Origin of the sequence: Pyrobaculum calidifontis JCM 11548 (assembly GCF_000015805.1) — an archaeon.
GTDB lineage: Archaea > Thermoproteota > Thermoprotei > Thermoproteales > Thermoproteaceae > Pyrobaculum > Pyrobaculum calidifontis.
The window spans coordinates 982,441-996,150 of the sequence record NC_009073.1 but is presented as its reverse complement, the minus strand read 5'-3'; the positions used below and the strand labels follow the sequence as shown (position 1 = coordinate 996,150).

General features: G+C 55.4%; 12 protein-coding genes and 1 tRNA gene. 6 read left to right on the top strand and 7 right to left on the bottom strand.

What is annotated here, in order from left to right:
- The first annotated feature begins 75 nt into the window (after positions 1–75).
- From PCAL_RS05605 to PCAL_RS05595, 3 genes are read left to right on the top strand one after another with little or no spacing between them, the layout of a single operon-like run.
- Positions 76–540 (top strand): TFIIB-type zinc ribbon-containing protein, encoded by a 465-nt coding sequence (locus tag PCAL_RS05605; RefSeq protein ID WP_011849738.1) that lies wholly within the window; start codon positions 76–78, stop codon positions 538–540.
- Entirely contained in the window at positions 533–1,561 is a 1,029-nt protein-coding gene (locus tag PCAL_RS05600) for an ATPase, T2SS/T4P/T4SS family (protein WP_011849737.1), read from the top strand. Before PCAL_RS05605 ends, PCAL_RS05600 begins: the two co-directional genes overlap by 8 nt.
- Entirely contained in the window at positions 1,551–2,087 is a 537-nt protein-coding gene (locus PCAL_RS05595; protein WP_011849736.1) for a hypothetical protein, read from the top strand. The genes PCAL_RS05600 and PCAL_RS05595 overlap by 11 nt, the downstream gene beginning before the upstream one ends.
- On the opposite strand, the gene thsB is transcribed toward PCAL_RS05595, so the two are convergent.
- Positions 2,084–3,733, bottom strand: a complete 1,650-nt coding sequence (thsB, locus tag PCAL_RS05590) for a thermosome subunit beta (RefSeq protein WP_011849735.1) — start codon at positions 3,731–3,733, stop codon at positions 2,084–2,086. The genes PCAL_RS05595 and thsB overlap by 4 nt on opposite strands.
- A 38-nt stretch (positions 3,734–3,771) precedes the next feature.
- Positions 3,772–4,647 (bottom strand): type II methionyl aminopeptidase, encoded by an 876-nt coding sequence (gene map, locus PCAL_RS05585; protein ID WP_011849734.1) that lies wholly within the window; start codon positions 4,645–4,647, stop codon positions 3,772–3,774.
- Between the two features lie 67 nt (positions 4,648–4,714).
- On the opposite strand from map, the gene dnaG reads away from it, so the two are divergent.
- Positions 4,715–5,938, top strand: coding sequence for a DNA primase DnaG (dnaG, locus tag PCAL_RS05580; protein WP_011849733.1), 1,224 nt, complete (start codon positions 4,715–4,717; stop codon positions 5,936–5,938).
- Here dnaG and PCAL_RS05575 read toward each other — a convergent pair.
- On the bottom strand, positions 5,930–8,281 hold the full coding sequence (locus PCAL_RS05575; RefSeq protein WP_011849732.1) for a DNA-directed DNA polymerase: 2,352 nt from the start codon (positions 8,279–8,281) through the stop codon (positions 5,930–5,932). The genes dnaG and PCAL_RS05575 overlap by 9 nt on opposite strands.
- A 124-nt stretch (positions 8,282–8,405) precedes the next feature.
- Here PCAL_RS05575 and PCAL_RS05570 point away from each other — a divergent pair, with 124 nt between their 5' ends.
- Together PCAL_RS05570 and PCAL_RS05565 are read left to right on the top strand one after the other, a co-directional pair.
- A complete protein-coding gene (locus tag PCAL_RS05570) occupies positions 8,406–8,744 on the top strand; it encodes a hypothetical protein (RefSeq protein WP_011849731.1) in 339 nt (112 codons plus the stop codon).
- Between the two features lie 162 nt (positions 8,745–8,906).
- Positions 8,907–9,036 (top strand) — tRNA-Thr (locus PCAL_RS05565).
- 128 nt (positions 9,037–9,164) lie between these two features.
- On the opposite strand, the gene PCAL_RS05560 is transcribed toward PCAL_RS05565, so the two are convergent.
- The 4 genes from PCAL_RS05560 to PCAL_RS05545 are packed head-to-tail and all read right to left on the bottom strand — an operon-like array spanning position 9,165 to position 13,649.
- A complete protein-coding gene (locus PCAL_RS05560; RefSeq protein ID WP_011849730.1) occupies positions 9,165–10,022 on the bottom strand; it encodes an ABC transporter permease in 858 nt (285 codons plus the stop codon).
- Positions 10,013–10,975: an ABC transporter permease subunit gene (locus PCAL_RS05555; RefSeq protein ID WP_011849729.1), complete on the bottom strand. Its 963-nt coding sequence runs from the start codon at positions 10,973–10,975 to the stop codon at positions 10,013–10,015. The genes PCAL_RS05560 and PCAL_RS05555 overlap by 10 nt, the downstream gene beginning before the upstream one ends.
- The gene (locus tag PCAL_RS05550) at positions 10,972–12,363 is read right to left on the bottom strand and encodes an ABC transporter ATP-binding protein (protein WP_011849728.1); all 1,392 of its coding nucleotides are present in this window, start codon (positions 12,361–12,363) and stop codon (positions 10,972–10,974) included. Before PCAL_RS05550 ends, PCAL_RS05555 begins: the two co-directional genes overlap by 4 nt.
- Entirely contained in the window at positions 12,363–13,649 is a 1,287-nt protein-coding gene (locus PCAL_RS05545; RefSeq protein WP_011849727.1) for a BMP family ABC transporter substrate-binding protein, read from the bottom strand. Before PCAL_RS05545 ends, PCAL_RS05550 begins: the two co-directional genes overlap by 1 nt.
- Positions 13,650–13,710: the final 61 nt, after the last annotated feature.

Sequence of the window (13,710 nt, the reverse complement as noted above, 5' to 3'; positions counted from 1 at the left end):
GAGCTGATCTAAACTTTTAGTTAACTCTCTTAGTGTAAAAAATTGTAAATAGTAAATTTAAAAGAATTGGAAGAAATGAGGCACATGAAATGTACGTATTGTAACTCTGACAAAGTTATACTAGTGGATGGTGAATACGTGTGCACTGAGTGCGGCACAGTGGTGGGATATGAAGCTCTGCCGCCTATAGTTACAAAAGTTCAACCAATTAAAAAGATTAAGCAGATACTTATGATATTAGAAAAAGAAAAGAGAGAAATAATAAAGACTAAGTATAGTGACATAGTTAAATACTACATAGCCAAGATTTGCCGCGAGCTTGGAAGCCCAGAGCTAGAAAGAGAGGCACTAGAGCTTCTTTCCACGATAGACAAAAGGGTGTGGCAGGGAAAGAGTCCCCGCGTCATTGCGGCCTCTCTGGTATACCTTGCCGCAGAACGTCTCAACTACCACTTTCACAAGAGGCAAATAGGCGAGATTGTAAAAGTCAGCAAATTCAGCATAAGAGACACCGTGGTTAAACTCCGAAAGTATGTATGATGTAGTTTTAAGAGTCCTCGAATGCCTAGAGTGTAGATATGCCTGCGCCGAAAAACAAATATGCAACTTTAAGGAAGAAGAGCTGGCCGCTGTAATAAAAGTAGTGTCGCGAATATATGCCGCAGATCTTGACAAAACCCTAGAGGCTAGGTACAACTTGCTAAAGAAGATAAATAAAGACTTCGCCTTGGAGGCGACCTTGGCCACAGTTGGCCTAGCCAAGCTCGCCCCATATATCAGGGATGAAGAGGTCGAAGACCTAGTCCTCATACCCAACCGACCTATATACATTGCCACTAGGCGCGGCAAGTTAAAGACTAATACCACTGCCACAGCAGAAATGATAAAGAACTTTTTGCGTCTTGCACATTTGAAAGGGGTGGAGTTGACATATGCAAGGCCTTCTCTCAGATTTGGGCTACGCTTCGGCGTGTATAGGCTTAGGATTTCGCTTGATCTGCCTCCAATAGTCCCCTACCCCCATGTATATGTGAGAATACACAGGAGAAAGTTGAGGCTCAGCCACCTCCTCTCTAGCGGTTTTCTAAGCGTAGAACAGCTGAAGACTATCTACGCCGCCGTTAAAGGGGGAAAGCACCTAGTAGTCGCCGGCCCTCCCGGCGCTGGCAAGACCACTCTGCTCGTGGCAATTGACGAGCTAATTCCACCAACGTGGCAGAGGGTGTACATAGACGAGGCTGACGAATTTGACGAAGACCCTGACAAAAACCAAATAAAGATCGCCGATGTAAACAAGAGTAGGGAAATCTACGCATCGCTGAATAGGAATATCGACGTGGTTTTCATAGGCGAGTTACAGTATGAGGACCACTTCAACGCCTTTAAAACAGCCACTGAGATAGGGCTACAGACCTTTGCCACAATGCACGCCGCCACTATAGAGGACGCGTTAAAAAGACTGGCGAAATACGTAGAAGTGAAGAACATGGCGGTTGTGCTTGTGGAAAAGAAGTACGGGGATGTAGTAAAGAGGAGGGTAGCCGACGTCTATGTTAGCTGACTACATTGTCCACAAGATACAGACTCTGCAGGAAAAGGCCTATAATAAGCTCGTCTTGATACTCGCCGCGAGTTCGCTTGGGAGCGTCTTAATCAGCGGCGTCTCGCTTATCTTCAACTCCCCGACGAAGTACCTCGCCTACGTTGTACTACTCGTGGGCGCCCTTGCCGCCAAGGCCGTGTTGAAAAAGACCGAGAGAAAGATTAGGTTGCTTTTGGCAAAGCCGGAGAAGGAGATATACGCAAAAAAGTACTTAGCGGCGCTTAAGGACGAGTACGACGAGGAAGAGCTCCTCCGCCGACTGGCCACAGAGCCGAAAGTGGAAGACCCCCTCGCCAGGCGCGAGAAAAAGCCCCTAGAGGCCGCGAGGTTCTTCATACGGGGAAGGTATGCCGCGTTGAAGGCCAGGGTGAGAGTGGTGTTGCTATCCACGGCGATAGCCGCCGCTCTGCCTCACTTAATTGTGGTAAAAGACGTGGGGGTTGTTATGGTTATGTTGTTAATCGTTTGGCTATTAAAAAATTAGTCGAATTCCTCCTTCTTCTCCTCCTTCTTTTCTTTCTCTTCTTTCTCCAGCTTAGAGGCCGCGATTATCTCGTCTATTCTCAGGATCATGCTGGCGGCCTCGACGGCCACTTTAAGCGCGTTTATCTTTACCGTAAGCGGCTCGATTAGGCCAAGGCTCATCATGTCCACGACTTTGCCTTGGTAGACGTCTAGGCCGTATCTCCATCCGTCTGGCTGCTCGTGCTTGTGAGTCAGCTCTGTCAATATGTCGATGGGGTCGAGGCCGGCGTTTTCTGCAAGTGCCTTGGGTATTGCCTCTAGGGCTCTTGCGAAGGCCTCAACTGCGTACTGCTCTCTGCCGCCTACCTTGGGGGCAAACGCTCTAACAGCCTTGGCGGCCTCGATCTCCGCTGCGCCTCCTGCCGGCAGTATGTACGGCTCTTCTACGACGTCGGCAACTACAGATAGGGCGTCGTCGAGATTTCTCTCAGCCTCGTCCACGAGCCTCTCAAAGCCGCCGCGCACCAATATGGACACCGCGCGCGGGTTCTTACACTGCTCCACGAACACCATCTTCTCATCTCCCACGCGGCGCTCTTCCACCAAGCCGGCGAAGCCTAGGTCTGCCTCTGTGAGGTCTTCGAGGCTTGTGACAAGGCGGGCGCCGGTGGCCCTCACCAGTTTCTCAATGTCGCTACGCTTCACTCTCCTCACGGCCAAGATCCCGGCCTTGGCCAAGTAGTACTGCGCTATGTCGTCAATTCCCTTGGTGGTAAACAGGGCAGTTACGCCGAGGGACTTCAGCTTGTCGACATAGCCCTTCAGTATCTTCTCCTCCTCCTCCAAGAAGGCCCTCATCTGCGTCGGATCGTTGATTCTGATCTCCGCATCTATCTCGGGCTTCTCCACCTCAAGAGGCGCATCTAAGAGGGCTATCTTGGCGTTTACCACGCGCTTCGGCATAGCGGCGTGTACAACCTCCTTGTCTATCACAATGCCGTACACTAGCTGTGTGTCAAGGAGGGAGGCCCCGTGCTTTTTCACAATTTGGATGTTGTCCAAGTCCACGTACCACTTCCCATTCCTCTCCTCGGCAACTTGCAGTACGGCCCTCACGGCCAAGTCAGCGAAATACTCCTTCACAGTCTCGCTTATCTTGCCGCCCATGGAAGTCATGGCGATCTTCTTAAGCGTATCTACGTCGCTCCTATTCACCGGCACGGCCACTTTTCTCAAATGCTCAGTGGCTACGTCAAGCGCCTTCTTGAAGCCGCTTACAATTACCGTCGGGTGGATGTTCTTCTCTAGAAGCTTCTCAGCCTCCTCAAGAAGCGCGCCGGCGAGCACCACCGCGGTCGTAGTGCCGTCTCCCGCCTCCTCCTCCTGCGACTTAGAAATCTCAACAAGGAGCTTGGCGATGGGGTGTTGTACATCCATCTCGTCTAGGATCGTGGCGCCGTCGTTTGTGATAGTTATATCGCCAAGCGAGTCTATGAGCATCTTGTCCATCCCCTTTGGCCCAAGCGTCGTCCTCATGACCTCGGCAATTGCCCTCGCAATCATTATATTGAGCCTAAGCGCCTCTTTCCCAAACGCCCGTTGTGTGCCCTCCTTGAGCACCAGCACTGGAACTCCACCTATCTGAGTCAACACTGCCTGGCTCATGGGTTTGACAAATTTCGCGTATATAAAAACTTTTCGCCCTACAATAACTCGAGCGTGCGGGCCAGCGGCACCGCTCCCTCCTCGCCTATGTAAACGGTGTCCTCAAACTGGGCCACGTATCCCCTACTCCGCTCCACGAGCACCTCATAGCCGTGGATTACGCCCAACTTAAGCGCCTGGGTAAACACCGAGTCGTCTAGCCGAGGAAACCAACGCGGAGTAAACGGGAGAGGCCCCACCTCGGCGCCGACGACGTCTATGAACTGCTGTAGAGACTTGTGCCTCATCTTCAGTAGCCTGAAAATAGTTACCTCCCTCCCATCAACCACCTGCCCCTCTCCGTTGGTGACAAACGGCTCTATGGCGTACACGTCTCCGGGCATCAACTGCTGCGAGGCGGTTTTGTCTGGGTAGTTGGGCACCACGTGCCCCGCGTGTAAGATGAACCGCTCTATCTTGTGCCCCGTCAAGTTGTAGATAGGCCTAAACCCATAGCCCTTGGCCACCCTCTCCACCGCCTCGCCTATCTGCCACGCCCTTACCCCGGGCTTCGCCAAGCTCAACGCCGCCTCCAACGCGCCGCGCGCCGCCTTGACTAAGCTCTCAAACGCTGAGCCAAACGCTATGGAGACGGCGGCGTCGACGATGTAGCCATCCCGATGTGCGCCAACATCTATCTTCACCACCCCGCTCTTTGGAATCTCAAGGGCATCTCTACGCTTGGCAGTGTAGTGGGCGGCAACCTCGTTTATGCTCACATTGACGGGGAACGCCGGCTTTGCCCCGTTAGCCCTAATAAACTCCTCCACTTTCTCACAAAGCTCAAGAACCGGGACCCCGGGCTGGGCTAAGTCAAGCGCGTACTTGAGCGCCTTGTGCACTACATCGCCCACATGGCGCAAAATCTGCAACACGACAGCCCGTTGATGGGGGTTTAAATCCTTGTGAAAACATTTAAAACATAAAGCCCCAACAGCCCACATGGGCGCTTTAACCATAGTAGCCAAGTACATGATAGTGGCGCAAATAGAGGTAAACGGCGGAGTAGATAAATCAGACATCATAGGCGCACTGTTTTCCCAAACCGAAGGCCTACTAGGAAAGGACATGGACCTCAGAGAGCTACAAATGATGGGGCGCATAGGGAGAATAGAGGTGGACATACAGGAGAAGGACGGGAAGACAAAGGCGAAGATATACATACCGAGTAACTTAGACCGCTACGAGACCGCGCTAGTGGCCGCTTTAATCGAGAGCATAGAAAGAGTGGGGCCCTACCCCGCCACCGTAAAAGTGCTAGAAATCAGAGACCTGAGAGAGGAAAAGAGGAAGAAAATCGTTGAGAGAGCCAAGGAGCTGATTAAAATGATAGAGGAGGAGATACTGCCAGACACCAAGGAGATAATTGAAAAGTTGAAAGAGGATGTGGCAAAGGCAGAGGTTGTGGAATATGGGCCAGAAAAACTGCCGGCAGGCCCAGACGTTGATAAGTCGGATTGGATCATCGTAGTCGAGGGGAGGGCAGACGTCGTAAACCTTGTAAAACACGGCTATAGAAACGTAATAGCGCTAGAGGGGATTAGCCGCGGCGTGCCTCAAACCATCATCGATTTAAGCAAGAGAAAATCCATAACATTATTCATAGACGGCGACAAGGGAGGCGAGATGGTGTTAAAGGAGTTAATGAAGGTTGCACACATCGACTACGTAGCCCGCGCCCCGCCCGGCAAAGAAGTAGAACAACTGACCGCTAAGGAGATAGCAAAGGCGCTGAGGAATAAGGTAACACTGGAAGAGTGGTTGGCGCAACAGAAGGCGGGAGCTGAGAAGACCGAGGCCGCCGCTCCCCCGCCGCAACAGCCGACAGCCCCTCCAGCGGCCCCCTCGCAACAGCCCATTGCAGAGGTGCCTCAGGAGATTGTAAAACGGCTAGGCGACATGCAAGGCACGCTCGAAGCCGAGCTCTACGACACTAACTGGTCTCTAATAAAGCGCATAGCCGTGAGAGAGCTGCCCGACGAGCTGGCAAACTCCACAGACTCTATCTACGCCATATTAATGGACGGCATTGTCACACAGAGGATAGTGGATTTAGCCGCAAAGAAGGGCGTAAAGATCATAATAACGGCGAGAGTGGGCCCGCTGACAAAGGTGCCAGAAGACCTAAAAATTGTAACCTTTGAACAACTGCAGAAACTAGCCTAGGAAGTCCAAGAGTGATTTTTCGACTCTGCCTGTCTTCAAGTCGCTCTCTTTTACGCCGAGGACCTCTGCTATTCTGAGCGCGGCTGGGATAACTTGCTTCTCAATGTAGTAGTCCACGTCCACTTTACTCGCGTCGTCGACGAATATGTAGGGCATGGCGCGTTCAGAAACCTTGCCGGGCCCCCTCACTATCACATACCCCACAGTGGTCCCCTTACCCACTTTGTAGCCCCTCCTCTTAAGCTCCAACGCGGCGTGGACGTGGGGGCCATAGGCCTTGTACTCATCCAGCTCCTTGTCCAACGTCTTCCAGATGATCAAGTCGTCTAAGTCGAATTTATACGCCTTTAGGCGCTCAACTACTTCGCGGACATATTTCACAACCCGCTCCCTGGCCTCGCCCACGCTCTTCGACTTAAGAATAAGTTCCACCACGTTCAGCTGGACCTCCTTGGCCAACTCGCACCAGTCCCCCCTAACTACTTCAAACCCCACGATGTCTATTCTCCCATCTCTCAACAACCCGGCGTACCTCTTCTTAGCCTCAGTAAACAACACTCTCTCATAGTCCTTATCCACCTTAATCTCAATGCCGTGCCGCTCTTCCACATATTTCACCAGCCTGTCCACCGCCCCGCTCTTCTTAACGAAGAGGCTGTCCGTGTCGCCGTATATCACCTCGATGCCAAGCCTCTTCGCGTACTCCACCACGTCGAGTAGAATGGCCCGCGCAAACGCCGTAACGGACTCCGCGACCTCTTTCTTGTACCACCGCGCACCAACCCAGCCTAAGTAGCCGTACATGGCGTTTGCCATGACCTTGAGAGCCCTCTGCCTCTCGTCCAAGAGTCGGTACTCAGGCGAGTCGGGGGGATACTTCTTCGCCTCCTCTCTAACCGCCCTTCTAAGCTCCACTAAGTGCTTCAACACGGCGGGGATAAAGCCGGTTGGAGCCTTTCTAAAGCGGTGCCCCACCTCGGGCGCCACCACTACCCCCTCCGGGGGATCTGGCTCATGCGGCTCCAAGTAAGTATCGGGCGAGAGGTTGTACTTCATCATTATGTTGGGGTACATTGAGGAGAAGTCTAACACAAGCACGTCGCTGTACAGCCCGGGCTTTGGCTCTAGCACAATCGCCCCCTTGTAAGGCTCGTACTCCCTCTCCTCCCTATTCGGCGCCACCTCGCCCATGCGGTAGGCGTAGCGCAAAAGCATCCACTCCACTCTATTCCCAACGCTGGCCGCGGCCACTTGGTCGAGCGGCAGTCCAGACACGGAGGAGAGCTGGATTAAGAATGGGAGAAGCTTCTCGGCGAGGCCCAGAGTGGATCTAACGTCGTCGAGGACGTAGCGCATAAGCGTGGGCCTCTTCGCAGGGTCGTTCCAATACTCATACACCTTGTGGCCAGGTATTAACACGCGCTCACTCCTCTTCATGACGCCGAAGTACTCAGCCACGCGGTCCAGAGTCTTCACCTTAATCTCTGGAAACTCGTCCACTATGTTGTACAAGTCGACGTTCGCCCTGCCTACCACAGACCAGTGGCCGTAGACACTCTGCTGAGGCACGCCGCCCAGCCTATCCACCCTCAGCGGAACACCCAACGCCTTAGCCCTCTCGGAGAGGTAAGGCCAGTCAAAGCCGTTGGAGTTGTAGCCAACTATTACATCGGGGTCAAACTCTTTTACAAAATCCACAAACCCCCTAATGACCCTCCTGTCGTCTCTGCCCTCCGCCTCGAAGACCTCCTCGCGGCCGTCGCTGGTCTTGACAGCGAGCATCACCACGGGATCGCGAAGCGGGTCTGGGCTCCCCCTCTCGTTGTACACCTCTATGTCGAAGGCCAAGACGCGAAGAGGGGGCGGAAAGCCCTCCTCAACGCCGGCCCACTCCACAACTTCGTACAACGGCAGAGGGCCGAGCTTGCCCGCCTCTCTCGCCTCTACCACGTTCCAAGCGCAGGGGACAACTCCCTTATCTATCATGTAACGCATGTAGTACCTAATATCGGCCTCGTACACGTCTACGACGCCGGGGGCTCCCAAGGCCGCCTCCCGCAACTTCCGCACATCCTCAGGCACCTTAGCCACCACCTTTAGAAAGATCGTGGGCCTGCCGAAAAACCGCCGCTCCACCACCTCCACGGCCTCCACAGGAGCCACACGGGAAAGATACGACTTGGCCAAAGAGGCGTCGCACTTGTCACACTTGGCGTAGAAGTACGGCCTAAAACGCCTATCGACGAGAACAACCCTCCGACCCTCGCCGTCGACGCCGAAGACCCTCACCTCAGGCACCCCGCCAACCACAGAGTACGTGGCGTCTAGAGGCCAAAACCTCACACAGTTAAATACAGGTCTAATTAAAAGGTATGGCCGACAAGAAGTGCCTAGAAGAGCTACCGCGGCGGAGGGGCACAGCTCATGCGCACATAGTGGAGTGGTTAATTAGAAAACTGGAGGAGACATGAAGCTCTACTTCGCCCTAGCCGCGCTAACTGCCGTATACGCGGCAGCCATCACGCCGGCCACAGACCCATACGCGGTCCTGTGGAACGGGGTAGTAGGCGCCATGCTCTCCATAGCACTAATCCTCTCAGTGATACCAGCGGCGGGGCCCCTCATATACGAGGTGGCGCTACGGGCTCTGTCAAATTCCCTCCACGTAGACCTAGGGCTTGTGTACACACTCCTCCGCACGGCGTCTTGGGCGATAAATATCACATTTACCGCAGCCCTCGCCCTATACCTACTCCAATGGCAGAGAGCACGCGCCAGACGAGTAATTAGGCTCCTCCTCTGGTAGCCGACAATAGTTAGACAACACAAGCCCCAACTCCCCGGCGGCCTCACCCCGACCGCTAGCGAGACGCAGTACACCCTCTTCGATGCACTTGCCGCTGTAGTCGGCGCTACTGCGCCGTAAACAGCCCCTTAAAACTTATTAAGACACCTAAACATAGACACGGCCCCGGTAGCTCAGCCCGGTCAGACAGCGGTAGCTGGGCCAAAGCGCCCGCCTTGTAGGCGGGCCGCCGAGACAGCGGGCGGCCCCGGGAGGGGACACCCCGGGAATTCAAATCCCGGCCGGGGCTCCACCGTTTTATATCGGCGTCGTTGCGGACGTAAGCTTGAATGCGTCTCAACTCAGCGCCTTGTACAACCCTACTCCCTTCCTTGGTCGTGTGTAGAGGGCGTCGCCTTATCGGCGCTTTAGTGCGCCTTGTTACCGCTCTTCGCGGATGTAGGGCTTGGCGAGCCATCGAGGCGCCGATGTCTTAAATGCTCCGCGTCTCGCCGCAATGTATAGGATTACCAAAACGGCTATGGAGGCTAGGTATGGCGTTGTGTTTAAGAGGTGGGGAGAGATCTGTAGATACCGTTGGAGTGTGTATGAGAGAGATATAAACGTGGATGGCACAAGTGAGGCGGCTATTGCAAGTAGGGGCCGCCATAGGGCTATCATTGCTGTGACAACTGCAAGAAAGCCCCAGCCCATGACCAGTTGGTCGCTCCAGCTACCGTAGTATGCCAACACCAAGTAGGCGCCGGCCGCCGATGCCAAAAGGCCCTCCACTGCGCCTGCAATTTTTCTAACGCGATATACGTCAATCCCCATTAGGTCAAGCGATGCTGGGTCGTCGCCGGAGGCCTTTATCGCCACGCCGAGCCTCGTCCTTAGGAGAACATGCACCACCACTGCCAATACAACCGCCGCGGCGAAGGCCTCGGGGCCGTACAGCGCCGGCTTCTGCAACGGCACACCAACTCTGCTCTGCGCCACTTGGGAGCCCACGCCGTATGCCACCATAGTGAAGGCAAAGCCTAGCAGGACTTGGTTGAGCGCAAAGTCGTTTGCAAGGAAGTAGTAGAGAAGGTTGTACAAGGTGCCCACCACCACGGCGAGTAGAAGGCCCCAAGGGGGGCCCAGAAGGGCGGCCACGGCGGCAGATAAGTAGACGGTGCCCTCAATGCCTAAATTGAGCACACCCGCTCTTTGCCCCACCGCCGCCCCCAGCGTCGCCAGCAGTATAGGCGTAGCCGCCTTGAAGACCTCGAAGAGTACGCCGAGCTCTACCGCCATACGACTCTATACTTGTAGAGGACGTAGCCGGCGAGGCCCCACGCCATGGCGCTTCCCACGAGAGCGTTTGCCACAAGCGCCGGTAGGCCGAGGACTTTGAGGTTTACGCCCACTTGGTAGAGCCAGGCCACATAGGCCGAGGCGGCTAAGGCGCCCAGGGGGCTCAGCCCACCCAGCCAGGCGGCCGATATGCCGTATAGCCCAAACCCCGTTGACACCTGCTGGAGCGTCATATATCTGCCTGCCTCTCTGCTTGAAATCTCTACCGCGCCCCCCAGGCCCGCCAACGCGCCGCTCAGCGCCAGCCCCAACAAGATATACACAGTGGGCAATGCGCCGGCGTACCTTACTACCTCTTCGCCGGAGGCCAGTAGGCGGAGGTATAAGCCGAGCCGCGTCTTATACAGTACTAATACGCCGATAGCTACAACAGCCAGTGCTCCCACAGCGGCGGCTAGGCCTAGGTGGGGGGCCTCAACCGATGCCACAAAGCCCCTCTTGGCCGGGTCTCTCAGGGGGCCCTCTATGAAGTAGCGGGCGGTGTAGACTGCGACAAAGGTTAGGAGGAATGTGGTAACTGCCTCATTTACGCCGAGGAAGGCCCTCAGCAAAGCCGGGGGCAGAGCCCAGGCTAGGCCGACTAAGAAGCCGGCGAAGAGGGCCCCCAGCGGGTCGGTGGACGCCAGGGCGGCGAGCGCGCCTACCACTGCCTGGCCCTCTTGGCCGATGTTCCAAAGACCAGCCCTATACGACACAACCCCCGACATGGCCACAATGCCCACCACTGCGAATACCCTTAGGTAGAATCCCCAATCTGTGATGGCCAGCACAGCCAAGGCCGAGTCTAGTCGGTTTGTGGCCAGCAACACTGCGGCGAGCGTCGTGGCTAAAGAGCCGGCCAAGGCCACTGCGTAGCCGAGGGGGTACGGCTCTCTTCTCTGGACGAGCCTCATGAGGCCATGGCCTCTGCGATCTGATCGACGTCGTAGGGCGGCGTGAATGAGGCAACAACGCGGCCTCTGGAGAGCACGTATATCCTATCGGCCTTTTCCACGGCCTCCTCCACGTCTTCCAAACTCACCACAGCCGCGCCCTTGACCACCTTTCTAACAATGGCATAGAACTTCTCGCTGGTTTCTAAGTCGAGGCCGCGGGTGGGGTAAGAGGCCACGACTATGTAGGGGTCGCGGAGGAGCAGCTCTCTGGCCAGGAGGAGCTTCTGCTGATTTCCGCCCGACAACGCGCTTACCCTTGTGGACAAGCTCGGTATGTCTATGTCAAGTAGCTCCCTAAACTCTTCAAGTTTTTTCACGCAGTCCTTGAAACAACGCATCTTAAAGTTGTCGATTACGCTTAAATCTCTCGCTAAGGCGCGGCCTCTATCCTCTGGCAAATAGACGACGCCGCGTCTTAAAAACTCTGCGAAGGGCCGGCCCGTCATATCTACGCCGTCTAGCACAATTCTGCCCCTCTGCGGCCTCTTGAAGCCCGCGAGGAGCTCCATAAGCTCCTCTTGCCCATTCCCTGCAACTCCCAAAACTGCGACAAGCTCGCCGCGCCTCAGCTCAATAGACATGTCGCGAACTCTCTCGCCCGTTAGCCCCTCGGCGCGGTATATCACCTCGCCGCCTGCCGCCGACTTGTAGACGCTCCTCTGAATCACTTTGCCAAACATAGCCTCCAACAACTCGCCCTCGTCAAACGGCTTTTTAAACACGCCAACTCTGACCCCCCTCCTAAGCACAGTTATCCTATCAGCCACCTCCACCGCCTCCCTAATCTTATGTGTCACCAACACCACCGCCTTCCCCAGCTCAGCCAGTCTCTTAGCCGTGGAGAGGAGAGCCTTCGACTCCCTTGGAGAGAGGAGGGCCGTGGGCTCGTCCATTAGGAAGAGCACGCTCTCCTTCGCAAGCGCCTTCACTATCTCCACCCTCTGCCTCTCGCCCACGGTGAGCTCGGCGACGTACTTGTCCAGAGGTAGCTCTACCCCAAGCATGTCCGCCATCTCTAGAGCGCGTTTTACCTCCACGCCGGCCAGTTTTAAGTTCTCCTCGACCGTCAGCGTCTCCACTAGGGCGAAGTGCTGCGATATAAGCGAGATCCCCATCTGCGCCGCGCGGCGTGGCGACGTAATTTCAACCCTCTTCCCCTCTATGTAGATCTCGCCGCCGTCTGGGAGATACACCCCGTAGATAATTGAAACCAGGGTAGATTTCCCAGCCCCGTTCTCCCCCAGGAGGGCGTGGACCTCGCCTCTCTCCACCTCAAAGTCTACTCCGTCGAGAGCGACAACGCCTGGAAAAAACTTCCTAATTCCGACCGCGCGGAGGAATGGCATTACGCCGGAAGCTTCCCGTAGCCCTCCACGTACCAGTCCATGTTGTACAACTCGTCCTTGCTAAGGCGCCTTCTCTCCGGCACCCTCAACCTCCCCTCTCTATCCCTAATTGGCCCAGTGAATGGGTCCCACACGCCCTCAATGATCTCCCTCCTCCTCTGATCTACGTACCTCCTCACCTCCTCTGGCACAGCTGAGTTAAGCGGCAAAATTATGTCGGCGGGATTCTTGTCATGTCCATATCCCGCGTAGGCGTTTTTCATGCTCCACCAGTAGTCCCGGGGCCTCTCTGGCGGCCACTCGCTCCACAACGTAATATCGCCAGAGACCCACGCCAAGTAGGCCCTAATCAACATCTCCACGTACAACGGCCCCCAGTTCACCACTTGCCCAGTCAAGTGGGCCCTCGGCCCATACTTGCTCATATCCGAGTAGTGGGAGAAGGACCACACGGCCTTGCCCCTCTGCTGATACTCATCTGCCACCTGCAACACGGTGGGGCTATCCTCAGTGAAGGCGAGGACGTCGACACCGGCCTCTACTAAATTCACTGCGGCGGACCTGGCCCTGTCTGGGGCGTACCACGCGCCGAGCTCTACCACGTCCATTTTCACGTTGGGATTCACCTCCCGCGCGCCTATTAGGAAGGCGTTCATGTGGCGTATAATCTCGGGCAACTTTGGAAACGCTGCGACATACCCAAGCTTGTTAGTCTTAGTCATTTTCCCAGCCACAATGCCGTTGAGGTAATAAGCCTCGTAGAGGTCAATGAAATACTCGGCGAAGTTCTTCAACTGGGCCCACTCCTCCGGGCTCGCAAAATAGCCGGAGCAGTGGGCAAAGAACCTATCTGAGAACTCCTTCGCCGCCTGCTTTGTGCCATCCATAAAGCCATACGACGTTGTAAACACTATGTGAGCCCCCTCTTGGACAGCCCTCTTCACGTAAGTGTAGGCCTGGTCCTCGGGCACGCTCTCCACGTACTTCGTCTCCACAATACACCACCTCTCGCTGGGGCAGAGGGCACGTTCGGCAAACCGCCGCCCTCTGTCGTGGGCATACGTCCAGCCGTAGTCGCCGACTGGCCCCACGTAGATGAAGTAGGCCTTCATCTTGGGCAAGCCCGCTTGCGAGGGCGCAACCGTGGCTGTGGGCGAGGTGGTGGCCACCTTCTCCACTGCTCGCCCTATACTCTGCAAGGCGGCGTACGTGGCGCCGCTACCCACAATTGCGCCTACGGCAAAGGAGGCGACGGCCTTAAGCCACTCCCTCCTACTTGCCGACATGAAGTGAAGAATTAAACATCAATATAAATCTTATCCTTAGGACCGTTGCCAAATTTAAGCA

Coding starts and splice junctions, on each gene's coding strand:
- PCAL_RS05605 (WP_011849738.1), top strand. CDS start 76: ATGAGGCACATGAAATGTACGTATTGTAACTCTGACAAAGTTATACTA.
- PCAL_RS05600 (WP_011849737.1), top strand. CDS start 533: ATGTATGATGTAGTTTTAAGAGTCCTCGAATGCCTAGAGTGTAGATAT.
- PCAL_RS05595 (WP_011849736.1), top strand. CDS start 1,551: ATGTTAGCTGACTACATTGTCCACAAGATACAGACTCTGCAGGAAAAG.
- thsB (WP_011849735.1), bottom strand. CDS start 3,733: ATGAGCCAGGCAGTGTTGACTCAGATAGGTGGAGTTCCAGTGCTGGTG.
- dnaG (WP_011849733.1), top strand. CDS start 4,715: ATGGGCGCTTTAACCATAGTAGCCAAGTACATGATAGTGGCGCAAATA.
- PCAL_RS05570 (WP_011849731.1), top strand. CDS start 8,406: ATGAAGCTCTACTTCGCCCTAGCCGCGCTAACTGCCGTATACGCGGCA.
- PCAL_RS05560 (WP_011849730.1), bottom strand. CDS start 10,022: ATGGCGGTAGAGCTCGGCGTACTCTTCGAGGTCTTCAAGGCGGCTACG.
- PCAL_RS05555 (WP_011849729.1), bottom strand. CDS start 10,975: ATGAGGCTCGTCCAGAGAAGAGAGCCGTACCCCCTCGGCTACGCAGTG.
- PCAL_RS05550 (WP_011849728.1), bottom strand. CDS start 12,363: ATGCCATTCCTCCGCGCGGTCGGAATTAGGAAGTTTTTTCCAGGCGTT.
- PCAL_RS05545 (WP_011849727.1), bottom strand. CDS start 13,649: ATGTCGGCAAGTAGGAGGGAGTGGCTTAAGGCCGTCGCCTCCTTTGCC.